Genomic DNA, 20,215 nt, shown 5'->3' on the forward strand with positions numbered 1-20,215 from the left:
GCGTCAGATCACCGTGGGGCTGAGGTAGACGGTCTTCGTGTTCGTGAAGAAGTCCTGGTTGGTGGAGCCGATGGAGAACGCCCCGGAGCCGGAGTCCTTCACGCCACCGAACGGCACATGCGGTTGACTGATCGTCCCGTGGTTCACGTGCACCATGCCGGCCTGCACCCCCTGGGTGTACCGCATGGCCACGTCCAGACGCTCGCTGAAGACGACGGATGCGAGGCCGTAGTCGCAGTCGTTCGCGATCGAGATGGCTTCATCCACATCGGAGACCCGGAGCACGCTGATGACGGGGCCGAAGATCTCCTCGCGCGCCACGACCATGTCCCGGGTGACCCGGTCGAGGACGGTGGGCTCGACGTACAGTCCGTCGGGCAGGCTGCGCCGCGCCGTCGTCCGTACCGCCCCCTCCTCGAGGCCGGTCTCGATGTACCCGCTCACCCGCTCGAACTGGGCCTTGTTGATGAGGGGCCCGACCTGGGTGTCGGGGTCGACTCCCGGGCCCACCCGGTAGGACGAGTACAGGCCGCTCAGGAGCTCGACGACGTCGTCAGCGATCTCGTCCTGCACCAGGACCCGGCTCACGGCGGTGCAGCGCTGGCCGGTGGCCTGGATCGCGGCTGTCGCGATGTGGTCCACCGCGCGGCGCAGGTCGGCGGCGCTGTGTACGTACGCGGCGTTCTTTCCGCCGAGCTCGAGCTGCACCTTGCCCAAACGCCGCGCCACCGTCTCGGCGACGGTGCGCCCGACGCCCGTGGACCCGGTGAACGAGACGCCGTTGACCCTTCGATCCGCGATGAGCCGGGAGCCGACGCTGCTCCCCCGTCCACACACGACGTTGAGGACGCCCTCGGGTACCCCGGCGTCGCGCAGCAGCGTGGCCAGGGCCAGCGCCGTCAACGGCGTCTCGAGGGCCGGCTTCAGCACCACCGTGTTCCCCGCGACCAGCGCCGGCGCAATCTTGCGGATGGGCGCGACCGCGGGGAAGTTCCAGGGGGTGATGGCGGCGACCACACCGAGTGGCTCGCGCAGCGTGTAGACCAGCTGGCCGGCCACGCGGCTGGGGATGGTGTCGCCCAGGATCCGCGTCCCCTCCCCGGCCGTGTAGTCCAGCTCGCCCCGGGCGCGTCCCAGCTCCGCGTAGGACTCGCTCAGCGGCTTGCCCATCTCGCGGGTCATGAGGAGGGCGAGCTCGTCGGCGTTCTCCGCGATCAACTCGCGCCACCGGCTCAACAGGTCGCCTCGCTCGGGCGCCGGGCGAGCCGCCCACTCGGCCGCCGCTGCCGCGGCAGCCGCGACCGCCGCGTCGACGTCTTCGTCCGTCGAGTCGGGAACGGCACCGACGACGCGGTCCTCCGCTGCCGGGTCCCGGCAGAGCACCTCGTCCCCCTTGCTGGCGAGCCACGTGTTGCCGATGAAGTTGGCCAGTTCTTTTCGTTCGGTTACTTCCCGGACGCTCATATTTCGCTCCTCACAAGATCCTGCTCAGGAAGGCACGGGTGCGCTCCTCCCGAGGTTGCGCCAGCACCTCTCGCGCCGGCCCCGACTCCACGATCTGACCCGCGTCCATGAAGACCACCCGGTCTGCCACGTCGCGCGCGAAGCTCAACTCGTGGGTGGCGATGATCATCGTCATCCCGTGCCGTGCGAGGGTGCGGATGACGTCGAGTACCTCGCCGACGAGCTCGGGGTCGAGCGCACTGGTCGGCTCGTCGAAGAGCATCACCTTGGGGAGCATGGCCAGCGCACGCGCGATGGCGACCCGCTGCTGCTGCCCGCCGGACATCTCGGCCGGGTAGGAGTTGTGGAACGCCGCCAGCCCGACCTGTGCGAGCAGTTTTTCCGCACGCCGAACGGCCTCCTCGCGGGACTCGCGGCGAGCGAGCCGGGGCGCCAGCGCGACGTTTTCGAGCGCCGTCTTGTGCGCGAACAGGTTGAAGCTCTGGAAGACCATGCCGATGTCGGTGCGCTGCTTGGACAGCTGCGCCGGGCGCATCGGCGTCAGTCCACTCTTCTTGCGGACCACGCCCACCAGCTCGCCGTTCACGGTGACGGTTCCGCCGTTCGGGCGCTCCAGGTGGTTGATGCAGCGCAGCAGCGTGCTCTTGCCCGATCCGGAGGGTCCGATCAGGCAGACGACCTCGCCGGCCTGGACGGTCAGATCCAGACCGTGCAGGACCTCCGTGTCGCCGAACCGCTTCCGGATCTTCTTCGCGATCACCATCTCGGTCATCGATTTCCTCCCGACTCGCCGCCGAGCATCCGTTCGCCTTCGGGTGGGCCCTCCAGCTGGTACGCCGTCGCCCGATCCCCGGCTCGATCGCTCACCTTCGGATTGCGGAATCCCTTGCCGAAGTGCTTTTCGATGTAGTGCTGCACGATGCTCAGGATCGTCGTCAGGATGAGGTACCAGATGCTCGCGACGATCAGCATCGGAATCGTCTGGAAAGTACGCGCGTAAATCAGTTCGGCGGTGTAGAGCAACTCGGGAACGGCCAGGACGCTGACCATCGAGGAGTACTTCAACATACCGATGATCTCGTTGAAGCCCGGGGGAATGATCACGCGCATGGCCTGCGGCATGATCACCGTTCGCAGCGTCTGTGTCCGGCTCAGCCCGAGCGCGCTGGCCGCCTCCACCTGACCGTGGTGAATCGACAGGATCCCGGCGCGGACGACCTCCGAGAAGTAGGCGCCCGCATTGAGTCCGAGGCCGAGGATCGCCGCGGTGAAGGGCGTGATCACCGAGTTCGAGTCCACACTGAAGAACGTCGGGCCCCCGAACGGCACCCCCACGCTGATGGACCGGTACAGCGCGCCCAGGTTGAACCAGAAGAGCAGCTGAACCAGCAGGGGCGTGCCCCGGAAGAACCAGACGAACGCGCGGCTGACGGCTGCCGGCAGGTAGGCGCCCGATAGGTTCATGACGGCCAGCAGCGCCCCCAACGCGTACCCCACGACGGCACTGATGGCCGTCAGTTCGAGAGTACGCGCCAGGCCCGTCAGGATCGGCCGGGAGAACATGTAGTCGCCGACGACGTCCCATTGGAAGTTACTGTTCCGGGCGACAGAGATAGCCATCTGAATGCCGATGAGGACGAGTACGGCGCTCACGGCCCAGTGGGCTGGCGTCTGTGCCCGAAGGAGCCTCCGGACTCGCCCAGGGGGCGTTATGACGTCGTCATCGTCGACCGGCGAGACACGTTCGGACCGATCAGCTTCGGGATTCGTCAGTTTTGGTTGCATCGGACAGCTGCCCCTTCGCGGCTAGAGACGATCCAGATTGAGCGGCCGGTGCTCCACGGACCTCCCTGGAGCACCGGCTCGCACCCGGCGAATATCGCCCCTAGGGTTTGATCTTTCCGGCGTTGATCGTGGCTGCCGGGATGGCCGCGTCGGCGATGCCCCACTTCTCGAGGATCTTCTTGTACTCGCCGCTGTCGATCAGGCTCTGCAGCGCGGCGTGCAGCGCCTTGGCGAGCTCGAGATTGTCCTTGGCCACCTGGATGCCGATGGGGAGCTGGAGGTACTTGGGCCCGACGATCTCGATCTTCTGGCCCTCCTTGACCCGGTACGTCTGCCCGAACGTGCTGTCCAGCGTCGCGTCCACCCGGCCAGAGGTCAGCGCGAGGGCCGACTGGTCGGCGCTCTTGAAGGCGCTCCAGTCGATCTTCGGCTTGCCCGCCTTCACGCACTCGGCGGACGCCGTATCCAGCAGATCCTGGACGACCGGCGACCCCGCCAGCGCTCCGACCCTCTTGCCACAGGCGGTGTCGAGTCCCTGGATGTTCGCGGGGTTGCCGGGGATGACGGTCAGCCTGGACGACTGGAACGCGTAGTCCACGAGGGTGACGACGGCCTGGTTCTTGTCGGTGTCCGTGGTGCCGCCGAGTGCCATCGGCACCCGAGCGCTCTGAAGTTCAGGGATCAAGGAGGCGAAGGACGTGTCCTTGTAGTTGAACTTGGTGCCGAGGGCCCCCGCTATCGCGTTCAGGAGGTCGACGTGGAAGCCGATGATCTTGCGGTCCTTGTCCATGTAGCTCATCGGCGGGTAGTCGGTGACGATAGCCACGTCGATGCTGTCTTTGCCGCGGAGGTCGGCCGGCAGCTTGGAGTTGAGGGCGCCGCCACCCGCCGACGATCCGGCGGACGCGGTGTCCGACGAACCACCGGAGTTGCTCTCCGTCGATGAGGCGCAGGCGCTCGCCAGAGCGGCCGTGACGGCTAAGAAGGCTGCGCAGAAGATTGCCCGACGAGGTCGGGTTGCGGAAGTGGTCACATGAACTCCTTGACGAAGAGTGCGTTGGCGATGGGACGTAAGCGGTTCTCCACCTGGTCTCGTCATTGCTTGCGGGAGAACGCGAGGCGCCAGCGCGGCGCCAGCTATTCGGGGTAAGCGGCCAACGACGTTCCCGCGCCGCTCAAGCGACGGCTCCGTCAGGCCCGGGGGATCGTCAGGTCCGCGCTAGTTCGTCATTCCAGAGTTCACCTCCGTCCGCCCTTCCCCCGACAACGGTGAGAACGCTGGTCACGCTCTCCAGTTCGGACTCTCTAACCGAGAACGGGTCCTTGTTCAGGACGGCGAGGTCCGCGAGCTTGCCCGGCACGAGGGATCCACGGTCGTGCTCGAGGAAGGTGGCCACCGCGGCGTCGACGGTGAAGGAACGCAGCGCCTCGGCGACGCTTATCCGCTGGCCCGCGTCGATCTCCGTGCCGTGCTGGTTCCTTCGCTCGACCATCCGCTGCATCGTGAACCAGGGATTGCACGCCCGTGGCTGAGCGCCTGCCGTATCCGAGTTGCCGGGCGGCCGGGTGCCCGCCTCCAGCAATGTGCGCAGCCCGTACTTCTGGACGCCCGGCGGGATCCGCCGGTCCGGGTCGTCCGGCTCGGCGTACAGGAAACTGGGGTTCGGCGCGGGAATGCCGCCGCACCGCACCAGCCGCTGGAGGCTTCGCGCGTCGTAGATCTCGTTGCCGAAGTGCTCGATCCTGGTGCGGTGGTCGACCCCGGGGTTCGCCCGGACGGCCTGCTCGATCGCACTGATCGTCATCTCCTGGGCGAGATCGCCGATGGCGTGCACCCACACCTGGGTGCCGGCGGCCACGGCCGCCGTAATCTCGCGCGCGAGCCCCTGCGGCGTTCTCGTCGGCAGGCCCCACTGGTCGCCCCGCGAGCCCAGGCCCGTCGAGCGGAAGGCGCCGTCCCGTCCGCCGTCGACGAAGATCTTGATGGCGGACAGCCGGAGCATCGGGCCGCCGAACCCCGTACGCAGCCCCGTGCGTACGAACTCGGGCGTCCGGATGAGCGGCTGGTGCCCTGGCTCGGCGGTGAACGCCAGGCCGATGCGGGGCAGCACCGCGGGAGAGCCGGCAAGCCGGGTGTAGGCGCCGACCCCTGCCGCACTGGCGGCGATGTCGTGGATCGTCGTCACGCCGTGCTGGAGGAACAGCTCCCGCGCCGTCTCGGCGATCTCGTCCGCGAGGGCGTCCCCCATGGGCGAGGGCCAGTTCAGCAGATCCCAGCCCTCTTCGATCAGTCCGGTCGGATGACCGCCCGCACCGTGGTGGATCCGCACGCCCGGTGGCGCCACCGTCGTCCGGTCGATGCCGGCGAGCTCCAGGGCGCACGAGTTCAACTGGAACTTGTGCATCGTCCACCGGACGGCGACCGGGTTGTCCGGCGCGGTCTTGTCGAGCTCAGCCCGGTCCGGGAAGTCCTGACCGAAAGTGCCCTGCATGACGATCCACGTGCCGGGCGCGGAGCCGGCCACCTTTTCCCGTACCTGGCCGAGGACCTCGGCGCGGGAGAGACCGCGTACGTCCGTCCAGCGGTGCCTGGCGTACGCGGCCAACTCCAGATGGGTGTGCGCGTCGATCAGGCCGGGCACGACGGTGCGCCCACCGAGGTCGATGACCCTCGTGTCGTCGTGGGCGGTGCGCAGCAGGTCGCCGTCACTGCCGACGGCCAGAATCCGGTCTCCACGGATGGCGATCGCCGAGGCGGCAGGGGTGTCGTCTGCCATCGTGACGATCCGACCGTTCCGCAGCACCACGTCGGCGCGCATCAGTCGGTTTCTGGGCCCGTGATCGCGTTCGACCGGGGAGCGGGAGCGTACGTGCCGCCCCGCCACCAGAACTCCCAGGCCTGGGAGGTCACCGGAACGACCGAGAGAAAGTGGAAAAACTTCGCGCGCGCGCCGAGCAGCGGCGCCGGCCAGTAGTAGCCGGTGTGGCTGTACAGCGTGGTGAGCTTCTGGACCCGGTCGGCAGCCGGCCGCACCCGCCTTTCCCAGTCGAGCAGCGCGCTGGGCACGTCCCGGGATTCGGCGACCGTCCGCGCCAGCTCCCACGCCGCGACCATGGCGAGCCCGGCGCCCTGGCCGAGGTTCGGCGGCTGGGCGTGCGCGGCATCGCCGATCATCGCCACGCGCCCGTCAACCCAACGCTTGCACACGACGTGCTCGTGCACGTGGTGGACCCCGGCATCGTCGGTGATGCGGTCGAACACGTGCCCCAGCTGGGGGAAGAACGTGCTCCAGTACTCGGTGTCGACCGGCAGCCGGCGGAGTTGGCGGTCCTGCTCAGGGCCGATCATGAAGACGTACGTTTGGTCAGGCGAGCAGGGGGCGACGCCGATCCGCTTGTTACCGGCCCAGTACTCGGTCCCCATCGGCTCTTCCTGCCGGGGGATCAGCAGGCGCGTCGCCCCGTCCTCCATGGTCCGGTAGGACTTGGTCAGGCCGAGCGACTCCCGCACCCTCGACCGCACACCGTCCGCGCCGATGACAAGGTCGGCGCGCACTTGGGAACCATCGGCGAAGACCAGGACGCCCTCGGGCTTCGCCGCGACCACCATCTTGTCGGTGACCAGTTCGACGCCGGCGTCGACCGCCGCCTCCCGCAGACTGTTGTGCAGTTCCCGACGGAGAACCGTGATCATTCTTTCCTCGGTGAACCGCCGGTTGACGATGACTTCCCCGCGCTCGTCAACGATGCGGGCCGCCTTCAGGGGGACGCCGTTCGCGATCACCTTGTCCAGGACACCCAACTGCTCCAGGACGGGGAGGCTGTTCTCCTTGAGGTAGATGCCCGCACCGAACTCGCGCGGATCCTTGCTCCGCTCGAACACGGTCACCTTCACCCCGCGACGTGCCAGGGCCAAGCCCGCGGTGAGCCCGGCTATACCGGCACCAGCCACTACCGCCTCAGTCGTCATTGCGCTCCCACTCCTGCCGTCCACTGTGCTTACTTGGTTTGATCGGGCCCACTACCGTCATCACGCGTCACGGGACCGTGACTTCATCCAGAGCGTCTGCGATGACCTCCGTGATGTGGGCGAAGTATTCGGAACTGATCGTCAGAGGTGGCGAAATCGCCAGCGAGGTGATCAGCGGTCGGATCAGGACGCCGCGCCGGCGGGCCGCGAGGTGCAGCTTCCCCAGCACGCCCGGGTCCCTGGCCAGCACGTCCGGATGAATCTCGACCGCGGACAGGACGCCGATTCCTCCCCGGACCTCGGTGACCGCGTCGTGCCCGGTTAGTTCGAGCAGCGCCGTGTGCAGTTCGGTCTCGAGTTTCAGGGCCCGGTCAAGGAGGTTCTCGGCCTCCATGATGTCGAGGTTCGCCATCGCCGCGGCGGCACATGTCGCGTGGCCCGCGTACGTCTGTCCGTGCCGGAAGGGGCGCCCCGGCTCGTCCCAGAACGGCGCGGCCACGTCGCCCGACGCGACCACCCCGCCGAGCGGCAGGTATCCGCTGGTGACGCCCTTGGCAAAAGTGATCATGTCGGGGCGCAGGCCCCAGCGCTCAACCCCGTACCAGGTTCCGAGCCGGCCGAAGCCGCAGATCACGGCGTCCGCGACGAACAGCACCCCGTACTGCTCGCAGATGCCGGCCACGGCCTCCAGGTAGCCCGGTGCGGGCGGCACGACCCCGCCGGCCCCGATCACCGGTTCGGCGATGAACGCGGCCACCCGGTCCGCCCCCAGCCGCTCGATCTCCGCGCGGAGCGCCGCCGCGTCGTTGTTGGCCACCCGACTGGCCGTCGGGAAGACTCCGTCGAAGCCGTTGCGGTTGGCGTCAATTCCCCCGAGCCCGGTGCCGATTCCATGCATACCGTGGTACGAGCCAACCCGGCTGATGACGTGAGTGCGCTCCGGCCGTCCCTGATGCCGCCAGTACGTCAGGGCGATCTTCACCGCGGTGTCGACCGAGTCACCGCCGCCCGAGGTGAGAAACACCTTGGCGTCAGCCATCGGCGCGTACCCCGCCAGCCGGTGCGCGAGCTCTCTCGCCGGGGTGTTCGAGTAGTCCCCGAATACCGAGTAGGCTTCGAGCCGCGTCAGCTGAGCCGCGACAGCCTCGGCGATTTCCCGCCGCCCATGTCCGATGTTGCAGTACCAGAGTGATGCGGTCGCATCGAGGTATCGCCGGCCTTCGGTGTCGTATACCCAGACGTCGTCAGCACGGTCCACGATGAACTCGTCGCGGCGCACCGCGTGCATGTCGGCGAAGGGATGCCAGAGCGCGGTGTCGCCCTGAGCGCCCTTCGTTTGACCATCGGGTAGCCGCACTACTTCCTCCTTGGTGCCGTTTTCTGAGTGGCCACCAGTTTGCGCGAGCACCAAGGAATCCATATTTGGAGATTGTCAAAAGAGTCGCGGCCGCGATCGTGCGATGCGAGAAGCTGACTCAAACGTATCCACGGGCGGAGAGCGCCGCGTAGAGGCTCAAGACAGTCTCCGGGCGCCGCAGCGGCGCCCCGATGCGCTCTTCTACTTTGGATAGCCGATAGCGCAGCGAATTGGGGTGCAGGTGCAGGCTGTTCGCCGCGCGAAGAATGTCCTGCTCCGCGGCCAGGTACGCGATAACCGCCTCCAGCAGTAACTGCTGATCCGTCAGCGGCGCCAGCACCCGCTCGCACATCTCCTCGAAATCACCGCCTGACGCGGTGCCGATGAGCCAGTGCGCCAGTGGCAGGGACGTGAACCGCGCGACAAGACTCTTGGCGCGGTCAGATCGATGGCGTACCAGCGCGAAACGTGCGTCCGCAACGGATCGGCGAAAGGCGCGGACTCCATTCACCGGGCGCCCGATCCCGACCAACCGGCCGAGCGACGTGGCGAAGTCGTACACCTGATCCTCATTGCCCTGCATGAGAACGATCCACTCTGTTCTGTTCTTGAGAACGAGATAGGGTGCTTTTGTCTCGTTGAACGCGCGAACCACGTACCGCCACGGCTCCGGAGCGACGTCCCGATCACCCGGAATCACCAGCGCGAAAGCCGGCTCGCTGAAGCTGATCCCCAGGTCCCGGGCCCGTATCTCCAGGTCGTCCTGGCCCCGGGGAGCCTCCAGCGAGTCCTCACCGGTCGCGGACTCCTGCAGCGCCTGGGCCAGCAGTTGCGCGCCCAGGATCTCGCGGCGCTGCGGACCGGACTCCCGGCTCATCGTGACCAGACCCAACAGCCGCGCCGCGGACTGTGCGACGACCATGGTCGTAGGCTTCGCATCCCCGGCACGCGGCAGCGACACCGCCAGCCATCCGGTCGTACGTTCCCCGGAACGAATGGGCAGCACGAGCAGCCGCCCGGTGCTCGTCGACACCTCGCTCGGCGCGGTTGACGGGACGCGCCTCAGCAGCTTACTCAGGTCCTTGGGCTCGACGAACCCCTCGGCGAAGAGCGGCGTCCCGTCGACGTCCAGGATCGCGACTCCGAGACGGAGCAGAGAACTCAACCGGGTCAGGATCAAACTCTCCGGCGCCTGCTGCCCCACCCCCAGGTCCGCACTCCCGGCCACGTCGAGCAGGTAGTCCTGGGTCGCCATCACCCGCCGGACGACTTCGGGATCCTCCGCGAGCACGACCCGTTGCACGAACGTGACCACCGAGCGCAAAGGGATCTCGAACGGGATCGAGAAGATCGGGAAACCCAGCCGCTCGCCCTCCTCGACCATGGCGGGCGGCACGTTCTTGGTGGCTACCCCGGTGCTGTACCCGAGCGCGGCCATTCCGCCCTCGCTCAGATCACGCACCAGCGCCCGCTGCGCGTCCGCGCGACCTCGCAGCCGGATCCCTGTCGTCAGCATGATCCAGTCACGGGGCACCCATGACGACGGATTCTCGGTCTCCATGGCGTGCGCGCCGGCGACCGGGCGGAGAAGACCCTGTTCCGCCCCTGTCAGGAGCTGCGTCTTGAACTCCGGGTGGGCCAGGAGATCTCCGAGCAGGAAAGCGCCCTCTGTAGCATTTGACCGCTTCGTCACGACCGCTCCCGGGTGGACATGGGGACCATATGGAGATGCCGTCCATGGCGAGTTCCAGCCGAGGGTCGACTGCGACACCCGGACCGCCAAGGCAAGCGCGCACCCAGGTCACCGCATACGCAGGCCAGGCCGCCGCCGCACCCGACCACCGGTGGCGGAACTTTAAAGATCAACGATTACTGCGCGCAAGACCCGGGCGACGTCGGGCCGCTAGCCTTCTCACCGTTAGAGCCGCGCCGAGTTCACGCTCGGTGACGTAGAAATGAACCGTCACACCGGCGTCGCGGTTGGGGCTGATCGACGGCCGGTTTCGCTGATCTCGCGTTCCAGGTCCGCGGCGCGGAGCGTGCGGCGCGTGGCGGCCGTGATCGCGGCGGCCAGCGCGGCGAGTACCGCGAAGACGGAGATCGCCGACACCGGCCCTGGCAACCTCACCAGCCCGTACACCGCGGCGGACGCCACCGCCGCCGCCGGAATCGTCGCCACCCAGGCCACCGCCATCGCGCCGAACGTGTTCCAGCGCACCGCGCCCTTCGCCACGCCGACGCCGGTGACCGCGCCGGCGACCGTGTGGGTGGTGGACACGGGCGCGCCGAGCGCGGTGGAGGTGAACAGCGCCGTCGCGGCCGAGGCCTCCGCGGCGAAGCCGTCCGCCGGGCGCAACCGGGTGATGCGGGTGCCGAGCGTACGCACGATGCGCCACCCGCCCGAGAGGGTGCCGGCGGCGATCGCGGCATGTGCCGCCAGTACCACCCAGAGCGGGATCCGCAGCTTGTCCCCGGACTGGTGCAGGTATCCGTTGGCGATGAGCAGGGCGACGATGACGCCCATCGTCTTCTGCGCGTCATTGGTGCCGTGCCCGAGCGAGACGGCGGCCGACGACAGCAGTTGCAGGCCCTTGATCGGTCGTCCGCTGCCGTCGGACCTGGTGACCCGCAGGATGCCTTGGACCATGAGCACCAGCAGGACGGCCAGGATCAGCCCGGCCAGTGGCGAGATAACCATGAACAGGGCTGCCTTGCGCACGCTGCCCCAGTGGATCGCGCTCAGCCCGCCGGCCGCGATGCCCGCCCCGACCAGGCCGCCGATCAGCGCGTGCGACGACGAGGTCGGCAGCCCCATCCACCACGACAGGTAGTTCCACGTCACCGCGCCGAGCAGGGCCGAGAAGACCACGGCCGTACCGGCGACGCCGAGCTTGACGGTCTGGCCGATCGTGTTGGCCACGGCCGTACCGAAGAACAGGAACGCGATGAAGTTGAACAGCGCCGCCCACGCGACGGCCCAGCGCGGACGCAGGACGCCGGTGGCCACGACGGTCGAGATCGAGTTCGCGGAGTCGTGAAAGCCGTTCGTGTAGTCGAAAACCAGCGCGAGGACGACGACACCGATGGTCGCCGCGAGCATCAGCGACATCCCTGGCGCCTTCCCTGCGCAGATGACCGGATGGCTAACAGCCGAGGAACATCCCCCACCCGTTCCGGTATCCCAGCAGACGCAGCCGGCTCGCCTGCTCGGAGGTTTCGACGCCTTCGGCGACGACGTCCAGGCGCAGAGCCTTCGCCACGTGGATCACGGCGGTGGCGATGGTGGGCCGTCAGCGTCGGGATGCCCAGCCGGCAGGTGTGTGCTCTGCCGAAACCGTTTCGTCTGGTTTCGGTGGCTGCGGCGGGGTTCCGGCGCCGAAGGGGCGTCCGCCGAGCGCTTCCCGGCGATGTGGGCTCAGCCATCCCGCCAGGTCGGGGCCGACCGGCACGATGCCACTCGGGTTGATGTCCCGGTGCATCTCGTAGTAGTGGCGCTTGATGTGGTCGAAGTCGATGGTGTCACCGAAGCCGGGCGTCTGAAACAGATCGCGGGCGTACGCCCACAGCACGGGCATCTCGGTGAGCTTGCTCCGGTTGCATCTGAAGTGGTTGTGGTAGACGGCGTCGAAGCGCACGAGGGTGGTGAACAGCCTGACGTCGGCCTCGGTGATGGTGTCGCCGACGAGATAACGCTGCCGCTCGAGGCGGGTGGCGAGCCAGTCGAGCCGGTCGAACAGGCGACGGTAGGCCGCCTCGTACGCCTCCTGGGTGCCGGCGAAGCCGCACCGGTACACGCCGTTGTTGACGTCGGCGAACACGACGCGGTTGACGTCGTCGATCTCGTCGCGCAGGCGTTCGGGGTACAGGTCGGGCGCGCCTGGTCGGTGGTGGGCCCGCCACTCGGTGGACAGGTCGAGGGTGATCTGCGCGTAGTCGTTCGTGACGACCTGGCCGGAGGGAACGTCGACGAGCGCCGGGACGGTGATGCCCCGCTCGTAGCCGGGGAAGCGAGCGAAGTAGGCGTCCTGGATCCGCTCGATGCCCAGCACCGGGTCGCGCCCGCCGGGGTCGAGGTCGAACGTCCAACTCCGCTTGTCGTGGGTCGGCCCGCACACGCCCATGGACAGCGCGTCCTCCAGACCCAGGAGGCGGCGAACGATGATCGCTCGGTTCGCCCACGGGCAGGCCCGGCTGACCACCAGGCGATACCGCCCGGCCTCCACCGGGTACCCGTCGCGCCCGTCGGCGGTGATACGGGTGGTGATGTAGTTCGAATCCCGCTTGAACTCGCCGGCCGGTCTCGCGTCGCCGCCGGTTGCCGTCTCGACCATGGTGCTAGTTTTCCCGGTTCTGTCGGCGGGTATGCAGGGCACCCCCCGACCGGCGGGGTGCCGGCCACCCCTGGCCAGGGGTCTACCCGCCACCGATATTGCCGAGCATCAATGCCGCGGCCACAGCCAGGAGGAATCCCAAGACGATCAGGTCCAACGTCCGGGCCCATGCGGTCTTTCCCGCCGCCGCAGCCGTACTCTTCGCCCCGGCCAGATCCCGCCACGCCCGCCGGCACACCGCATACAACCAGCCCCCTCCGAACCCGATAACGAGCCCGGCGTAAAGGCCACCGACGGTGACATGCAGCGAGGAGTCCATCGCTATGGGTGCATCCATCGACGCACACTGTAGGGCGCGAGGCTCGCAGTGTCACCGGCCACTGCACGAAGTTGCCATTCGGCGAACCACCGCGCCGCGGACATCTCCACCTGGAGACGGTCGCGCCACCAGCGTCGCATGCCCCGTGACCTGGTCGGCGGCACGGGCCTCGGTAGTCAGAGACCCCATAGGGAGGTCTCCACACGGAGATGTCGCGGCAACATGATCTGCGCGACGATGACGGCTTAAGCCCTCGCCACGACGCCCGGCCGACGATCCACACCCCGAATCCTCGGCCAGCACCGCCCACCGTGCCCGCTGACCTACCCCACCTCGGCTTGGTATCGCCGCGCTCCGGACTCCCCGGTCCGACGTCGCTCACCTCGCTCCGAAAGAGACCGCCCGCCATGTACGACATCCCTCGCCCGACCGGCCAGGCATCAAGAACGCACGGGGCCGACAGCCCCGCCGCTGGAACTGCGCCGGTGCATCGACCGACCGGGGTAGCGCCGGTGCCTCCGCTCGCGTCCCGTCCTGGACAGCAACCGCCAGCGGCGCCCGACGGGCGACACCGCTACGGCGCGAGCGCCGAGCTTGGCTATCAGCGATCACCTGACACGTGGGGGCTGCGGGAGCCGGTCCGCGATGCCGGTTCTGGGCACCGGCACACCAATACCGCAATCCAGCGCCACAACGGCCGTAGCGGGTGGCACTTGCTGCTGCTCGTACCGATCGTCATGTCGCTGCTCGTCCCTTTCTACAACCGCATGGAGCCGGAGTTCGGCGGTATGCCGTTCTTCTACTGGTTTCCCCTGTCACTGAACCTGCTCGCCACGGCATGCATGTTGACCGTGCACCTCGCGACGAAGCGAGGGCGGTGACCAATGCCCCGGCTTCAAGACCACTACACGCAGTTGGTCATCTTCATGATCCTTTTCGCGACGGTGACCGTGCTCGGGTTCGCCAGCTCCCGGTGGCGCCGGCCGCAGTCGATGGATTCGCTGGACGAGTGGGGGTTGGGCGGGCGCAGCTTCGGCTCCTGGAACACCTGGTTCCTGCTCGGCGGCGACCTCTACACCGCGTACACCTTCGTGGCGCTGCCGGCTCTGATGTACGGCGCCGGCGCGGTGGGCTTCTTCGCCGTGCCGTACACGGTCATGGCCTATCCGCTGCTCTTCCTACCGCTGTTGCGGTTATGGTCGGTGTCGCACGTACACGGGTTCGTCACCACCGCCGACTTCGTGCGTGCCCGGTTCGGCTCGCCCACCCTTGCCCTGCTCGTGGCGCTGACCGGGATCGCCGCCACCATTCCGTACGTCGCACTGAACATGGTCGGCATCGAGGCGGTGTTCAAGACCATGGGCGTGACCGGGCCGTGGCCGGTCACCCTCGCCTTCGTGGTACTGGCCCTCTACACCTACCACGCCGGGCTGCGCGCGCCCGCACTGATCGCGCTCGTCAAGGACGCCCTGGTCTGCTTCACGATCGTCGCGGCGGTCCTGGTGCTGCCGTTCACCCAGGGCGGCTGGGGAAACGTGTTCCAGCGCGCCGCCGCCAGGTTCGACGAGACGTCGTCCGCATTCGACGGGCTACTACTGAACTCCAACCAGCAGCTCAACTTCATCACCCTGGCGATCGGCTCGGCTCTGGGCATATTCATGTACCCACACGCCACGACCGGGTTTCTGGCAGCCCGCAGCCGGACGACCATCAAACACAACATGATCGCCCTCCCGGTGTTCTCGATCCTGCTCGGGCTGCTCTGCCTGCTCGGCTACATCGCCCTGACGGAGGGCATCCAGCCGGTCGGCGCCGACGCCGCGCACGGTAAGGTCGGCGACCTCAACACCGTGGTTCCGCGGTTGTTCGACCGGATCGGGCCGCCCTGGTTCACCGGAGTGGCGTTCGCGACGATCGGTATCGCGGCTCTGGTGCCGTCCGCCATCATGGCGATCGGTGCCGCGAACCTGTTCACCCGCAGCGTCTACCGGGAGTTCATCCACCCCAGGGCGAGCGCCGCGGAGGAAGCGCGAGTGAGCAAGCTGGTCTCGCTGCTGGTGAAGTTCGGGGCGGTGTCGCTCATCCTCTTTCTCGACCCCCAGTTCTCCATCGACGTGCAGCTCATCGGAGGGGTCGTCATCATGCAGGTGGTACCTGCGGTCTTCCTCGGCCTCTACACCCGGTGGCTGCACCGTTGGGGACTGGTGGCCGGCCTGGTCGCCGGCCTGGTCGCCGGCATCGTCATGATCTACCAGATTCCCCAGCGGGGCGGCCCGAACGGCGCCACCATCGTCCGGCCCCACTGGGGCGGCTCCTCCTATCCACTGTGGCACTTCGGCTTTGACACGAAAGTGACGGTCTATGCCGGCTTCGCGGCTTTGCTGATTAATCTCGCCGTCGCCGTCGCCGCCACTGTCGTACTCCGGATCGCTGGCGTCCCGGCGGGACATGACCGCACGCGTCCGGAGGACTACACCGCCGACGCGGCCGATCCGCGAGCCGACGAACTCCCCGCACCCCTCGGTGGCGAGGGAGCCGTTGCTGCCCGGTTCGGAGGCGAGGGGGCCGGCGCTGCGCGGTTTGGATAAGCCCCCGCGGACGCCGCCGAAGATCTCCTCCATCCGGAGGTACCACGCAGCAGGCGGGCGGGTTAAGAATGACGCCTCAGGGTGCCCCACCAACCCGCCGCCGGCCAGTACCTGCCGGCTCCGGCAGTTGGATCTTCGATCGGAGGCCGTGGCCAGATGTCCGATGCGGGTTGCCGCAGAAACGGTCGTCCCCGGCTCGACGTGCTTGCCGAGCTGAACGAGGAGTACACCGAAATCCTGGCGCTGCTCGACCACCACACGGCGATGCGCCGCCTGTCGTCCGCCGTGCCGAAGTTGACGGGTGTTGAGGTCGCCTTCGTCGGCTCGCCCCGTGGCTCGCAACAGCTCGTACTCGGCGATTTCGTGAACGACTACACCGGCGTGGCCAACGGGCTCGTCGTGCCAGCCGGCGCAGGTCTGGGCGGCAAGGTCCTGATGGCTCGCCGCCCGCTGTGGGTCAGCGACTATCGGGAATCGCCCGAAATCGGCCTGGACTTCATGCCCCACGTAACCGCCGAGGGGGTGCACGCGATGATCGCCGCGCCGATCCTCCACGACGGCCGCCTACTCGGTGTGCTTTACGGCGCCGACCGATACAGGCACCGTTTCGACGACCGCACCATTCACGCCTTTGAGCAGGTAGCGGCGAGGATGGCCGCCGCTCAGGTCATCGCCGAGCGCTCCCGGCACGCCGCCGAGGTGGCCGCCCACGAGGAACGCCGCCGGATGGCCCTCGAACTGCACGACACCGTTGGCGCGATGCTGTTCACTCTGGGAGCCGGCATCCGGCGACTGCACGACGAGCCAAACCTCGACGACACGGTACGCGCCCGACTGGCCATGATCGACCAGCAGGCCAGCGAAGCCATCGCGGCTCTGCGCGGGTCTCTCCACGTGCTCAGTGCGCCACCCGAGCAGGTTGCCCTGGGCGTCGCACTGCGCGAACACTGCCGGGCGTTCTCCGAGCGTACCGGCGTCATCGCCCGGATGATCACCCTGACCGAGCTACCTGGCCTCGCCCCCGCCCGCCTCCGCGCGCTCGCCGACGCTGCGCGGGAGGCGCTGCTCAACGCGGAAAAGCACGCCCGGGCGCAATCCGTGGTGGTCAGCGCCTTCGCGACCCGCGACGGCGTCATGGTCACCGTCTCCGACGACGGCGAGGGCATCGCCGCCGACCAGACCTGCCATGACGGGCTTGGGCTGGCTGCGGTCACCGATCGGCTCGCGCGAGTCGGTGGCACGCTCGGCGTCACCGAAAACGACGACGGTGGGGTGACGGTGCAGGCCTGGGTACCCGCATGAGTACTCCAGCCCTACGCGTCCTGGTCGTCGACGACCATCCGGTGGTCCTCGACGGGGTGGCGCTGGCCCTCCAGCGCACCATGTTCGTCACGGTCGCCGGCTACGCCCGCAGCGCTTCAGAAGCGATCGAAGCAGCGCGCCAATCCCATCCTGACGTGGTCCTGCTCGACCTGCGGCTACCCGACATGCTGGCCCCCGAGACGATCCGAGCGCTGCTGGCCCAGGATCCCACGATCAAGATCATCATATTTACCGCGTACCCCGACCACGCCGCACTGGATGCCGCCCTCGCCGCCGGAGCACACGGCGCCGTCGTAAAGGACATCGAGCAGGCCGATCTGGTCGACGCGATCCGGCGGGTCGCCGCCGGCGAACGTGTGGTCTACGCCAACACCGGGCACGACGGAGGAGACATCCTCCACCGTAAGCTGCGCGAGCATGGGCTGACCCGCCGCGAGTACGAGATCCTCCGCCATGTGGCGATGGGCCAGACCAACCCCGAAATCGCTACAGCGCTCGGATTGACCCGCAACACGGTCAAGACGTACTTGCAACGGACCATGCAGAAGCTCGGCGCCCACAACCGGGTGGAAGCTCTGGCGCGCGCCAACCAGCTCGGCATTCTCTGACCGTGCCGGCGAGCGGCGACCTCCACAGGTCCGCCAATTGAGACGCGCCTAAGCTGCTAGAACAGGATTTCGCCAGGTATGGGAGTTGCTTGCCAGCACTCACCATAGATAGAACGGAACGCCGGTGAATCAACCAGGATCAGCCGAATGGCGCACTGCCGAAGCGGCCCGGCTTATCGCGTTCGCGCGGGGCAGCGCCCTGCCTGAAGGCGGATTCGGCTGGCTCGACGTCAATGGCGCGGTCGACCCGTCCCTGCCGCGCCCGCTCTACGCCAACGCCCGGATGACCTACGTCTTCGCGCTGGCGCATCTGCTCGGCGTACCTGACACCGTGCAACTCAGTGAGTCCGGCGTCCGAGCGATGATGACCGAGTACGCCGACGCCGAGCACGGCGGCTGGTTCACCAGCCTGGACTTCCACGGCACCATCATCGACGCCACGAAGATGAGCTACGCGCATGCTCACGTGTTGTTGGCCGGCGCGAGTGCGGTCGTCGCCGGCGTGCCCGGCGCACAGGACGCGTTCGCCGCGGTGACTGACGTGATCGAGAAGCGGTTCTGGTCCGACGAGGAAGGGTGCGCGCTGGAATCGTGGAGCCCCGACTTCACCGAGCTGGAGCCCTACCGCGGCGCCAACAGCAACATGCATTCGCTGGAGGCCTACCTCGTGGCGGCGGATGCGAGCGGCAACGCGGTCTGGCGTGAGCGCGCGCTCTCCATTGCCACCAAGATCGTAAACGGCCACGCCCGGGCTCATGAGTGGCGAGTCCCCGAGCACTACGACGAATCCTGGCGCCCGATCCTCGACTACAACAGCGACCGTCGCGACGACCAGTTCCGCCCGTACGGCGCCACCCCCGGACACTCCTTCGAGTGGGCACGTCTGCTGCTCAACCTCGAAGCCGCACTCCCTGCCGCGCCACCGTGGATGCTTGAAGCGGCCACCGGATTGTTCGACGTCGCCGTCGCTGACGGCTGGCGTCCGGACGGCCGCCCGGGCATCGTCTACACCGTCGACATGGACGGAACCCCTGTGGTCACCAGACGCCTGCACTGGGTGATGTGTGAAGCCGTTCTGGCTGCCGACGCACTGCACCGGCGCACCGGCGACGCGCGCTTTGCCGAGCTCGGCGCGCGGTGGTGGGACGAGATCGAGCGGTTCTACGTCGACCGGATCGGCGGAAGCTGGTGGCACGAACTGAGCACCGACCTGCAGCCGGCGTCCTCGACCTGGTCCGGCAAGGCGGACGTCTACCACATCTTCCAGTCCGTGCTGTTCCCGTCGCTGCCGCTGGCGCCGACTGCGGCGACCGCCTTGAAGCAGCGCGGAGCGCGCTGAACCAACGGCGCAGCGCGGATGTGCAGCCGTCAACGGCTGCACATCCCCGTGTCACATTCGGACGGTCACGCCTTCGTCCGCACTGCGTCGAGCCGCCTCGATAACGGCCAGGACCTCGATCGCCTCGTCGATCGTCACCGGCGGCGGCGCCCCATTGCGCAGCGCGTCCCGGATTTCGCGATAGAAGTCCTGGTACGCCCCAGCCTCGGTGGGAATCGAGCGCCCGCTACCGGGCTCGCCGAGCTGGCCCCAGGCCGCTTCGGGCTCCACACCCCAGCCTGGGTCGCGCGGCGTGCCACCGCTGCGCAGGGCGTCCTCCTGCACATCCATTCCGTACTTGACGTATGAGCCTGCCGACCCGAGGACTCGAAGGCGCGGACCAAAATCGGCAGCGACGGCCGAGGCCCACAGGTGCGAACGGACGCCGTTTGCGTGGGTCAGGGCGAGGAAGACATCGTCGTCGACCTTCGCACCGGCTCGCACCCCGCCCACCTCGGCGTACACGCTGTCGACCGGGCCGAACAGCACCAGTGCCTGGTCGATGAGGTGGCTGCCGAGGTCGTACAGCAGGCCCCCCGCGACGTCGCTGCCCGGCTGCTCGCGCCATCTGGACGCGTCGACCTGCGGGCGCCACCGCTCGTAGCGGGACTCGAACCGGTGCACGGTCCCGAGCAGCCCCTGCGCGAGGAGCGCGCGAAGGGTGCGGGCGTCGCCATCCCACCGGCGATTGTGGTACACGCTGATGAGCAGGTTGTTCTTCACGGCGGCGGCGCGCAGTTGGGATGCGGCGGCGACCGTCGCAGCCACGGGCTTGTCGATGACAACCGGCAGGCCGGCACCGAGCGCTGCGAGACCGATCGGCACGTGCGAACTGTTCGGGCTGGCGACCACAACCAGATCGATGTCGTCCCGCCTACGCAACAGCTCGTCGACGGTCGGCACGACGGTGACGTCGGGGTACCGCTCACGGGCGGCCGCGGCCCGTTCGTCGTTGCTGGTTACCACCGTGGTGAGCGCAAGTCCGTCGGTCGCGGCGATGAGGGGTGCGTGAAAGGCCGATCCGGCCAGCCCGTAGCCGACGACGGCGGTACGTACTGGTCCCCCGCTGGTGGCGGTGTCGAACATTCCCGC

General features: G+C 68.0%; 18 protein-coding genes. 5 read left to right on the forward strand and 13 right to left on the reverse strand.

The window, feature by feature from the left end:
• Positions 1 to 3: 3 nt before the first annotated feature.
• From HC028_RS00415 to HC028_RS00470, 12 genes are all read right to left on the reverse strand, one after another.
• A complete protein-coding gene (locus HC028_RS00415; RefSeq protein WP_168071705.1) occupies positions 4 to 1,464 on the reverse strand; it encodes an aldehyde dehydrogenase family protein in 1,461 nt (486 codons plus the stop codon).
• Positions 1,465 to 1,474: 10 nt separating this feature from the next.
• Positions 1,475 to 2,236: an amino acid ABC transporter ATP-binding protein gene (locus HC028_RS00420; RefSeq protein WP_275408228.1), complete on the reverse strand. Its 762-nt coding sequence runs from the start codon at positions 2,234 to 2,236 to the stop codon at positions 1,475 to 1,477.
• Positions 2,233 to 3,117 carry an amino acid ABC transporter permease gene (locus tag HC028_RS00425; RefSeq protein WP_203981216.1) on the reverse strand — a complete coding sequence of 295 codons (885 nt, stop codon included), beginning with the start codon at positions 3,115 to 3,117 and terminating at the stop codon, positions 2,233 to 2,235. Before HC028_RS00425 ends, HC028_RS00420 begins: the two co-directional genes overlap by 4 nt.
• Before the next feature lie 232 nt (positions 3,118 to 3,349).
• A complete protein-coding gene (locus tag HC028_RS00430; RefSeq protein ID WP_168071707.1) occupies positions 3,350 to 4,282 on the reverse strand; it encodes an ABC transporter substrate-binding protein in 933 nt (310 codons plus the stop codon).
• A 175-nt stretch (positions 4,283 to 4,457) separates the two neighbouring features.
• Complete coding sequence (locus HC028_RS00435; RefSeq protein ID WP_168071708.1) at positions 4,458 to 6,068, reverse strand: amidohydrolase; 1,611 nt, start codon at positions 6,066 to 6,068, stop codon at positions 4,458 to 4,460.
• Positions 6,068 to 7,219 (reverse strand): FAD-dependent oxidoreductase, encoded by a 1,152-nt coding sequence (locus HC028_RS00440; RefSeq protein WP_168071709.1) that lies wholly within the window; start codon positions 7,217 to 7,219, stop codon positions 6,068 to 6,070. The genes HC028_RS00435 and HC028_RS00440 overlap by 1 nt, the downstream gene beginning before the upstream one ends.
• A 67-nt stretch (positions 7,220 to 7,286) precedes the next feature.
• Entirely contained in the window at positions 7,287 to 8,576 is a 1,290-nt protein-coding gene (locus HC028_RS00445; protein ID WP_203981215.1) for an aminotransferase family protein, read from the reverse strand.
• A 118-nt stretch (positions 8,577 to 8,694) separates the two neighbouring features.
• Entirely contained in the window at positions 8,695 to 10,269 is a 1,575-nt protein-coding gene (locus tag HC028_RS00450) for a PucR family transcriptional regulator (RefSeq protein ID WP_168071710.1), read from the reverse strand.
• A gap of 270 nt (positions 10,270 to 10,539) precedes the next feature.
• Positions 10,540 to 11,685 (reverse strand): inorganic phosphate transporter, encoded by a 1,146-nt coding sequence (locus HC028_RS00455; protein ID WP_168071711.1) that lies wholly within the window; start codon positions 11,683 to 11,685, stop codon positions 10,540 to 10,542.
• A gap of 34 nt (positions 11,686 to 11,719) precedes the next feature.
• Positions 11,720 to 11,857: an EAL domain-containing protein gene (locus tag HC028_RS00460; RefSeq protein WP_168072159.1), complete on the reverse strand. Its 138-nt coding sequence runs from the start codon at positions 11,855 to 11,857 to the stop codon at positions 11,720 to 11,722.
• A 9-nt stretch (positions 11,858 to 11,866) separates the two neighbouring features.
• Positions 11,867 to 12,907, reverse strand: a complete 1,041-nt coding sequence (locus tag HC028_RS00465) for a glutathione S-transferase family protein (RefSeq protein WP_168071712.1) — start codon at positions 12,905 to 12,907, stop codon at positions 11,867 to 11,869.
• Between the two features lie 82 nt (positions 12,908 to 12,989).
• A complete protein-coding gene (locus HC028_RS00470; protein WP_168071713.1) occupies positions 12,990 to 13,244 on the reverse strand; it encodes a hypothetical protein in 255 nt (84 codons plus the stop codon).
• A gap of 389 nt (positions 13,245 to 13,633) precedes the next feature.
• On the opposite strand from HC028_RS00470, the gene HC028_RS00475 reads away from it, so the two are divergent.
• From HC028_RS00475 to HC028_RS00495, 5 genes are all read left to right on the forward strand, one after another.
• Positions 13,634 to 14,107, forward strand: coding sequence for a DUF3311 domain-containing protein (locus HC028_RS00475; protein ID WP_168071714.1), 474 nt, complete (start codon positions 13,634 to 13,636; stop codon positions 14,105 to 14,107).
• A 3-nt stretch (positions 14,108 to 14,110) separates the two neighbouring features.
• Positions 14,111 to 15,814, forward strand: coding sequence for a monocarboxylate uptake permease MctP (mctP, locus tag HC028_RS00480; protein ID WP_239075383.1), 1,704 nt, complete (start codon positions 14,111 to 14,113; stop codon positions 15,812 to 15,814).
• A gap of 156 nt (positions 15,815 to 15,970) precedes the next feature.
• A complete protein-coding gene (locus HC028_RS00485) occupies positions 15,971 to 17,116 on the forward strand; it encodes a GAF domain-containing sensor histidine kinase (RefSeq protein WP_168071715.1) in 1,146 nt (381 codons plus the stop codon).
• A complete protein-coding gene (locus tag HC028_RS00490) occupies positions 17,113 to 17,745 on the forward strand; it encodes a response regulator transcription factor (RefSeq protein WP_168071716.1) in 633 nt (210 codons plus the stop codon). Before HC028_RS00485 ends, HC028_RS00490 begins: the two co-directional genes overlap by 4 nt.
• A 124-nt stretch (positions 17,746 to 17,869) precedes the next feature.
• Positions 17,870 to 19,084 carry an AGE family epimerase/isomerase gene (locus tag HC028_RS00495; protein ID WP_168071717.1) on the forward strand — a complete coding sequence of 405 codons (1,215 nt, stop codon included), beginning with the start codon at positions 17,870 to 17,872 and terminating at the stop codon, positions 19,082 to 19,084.
• 51 nt (positions 19,085 to 19,135) lie between these two features.
• On the opposite strand, the gene HC028_RS00500 is transcribed toward HC028_RS00495, so the two are convergent.
• Positions 19,136 to 20,209 (reverse strand): Gfo/Idh/MocA family oxidoreductase, encoded by a 1,074-nt coding sequence (locus tag HC028_RS00500; RefSeq protein WP_168071718.1) that lies wholly within the window; start codon positions 20,207 to 20,209, stop codon positions 19,136 to 19,138.
• Positions 20,210 to 20,215 lie beyond the last annotated feature (6 nt).

Source organism: Planosporangium flavigriseum, from assembly GCF_011947225.1.
GTDB lineage: Bacteria > Actinomycetota > Actinomycetes > Mycobacteriales > Micromonosporaceae > Planosporangium > Planosporangium flavigriseum.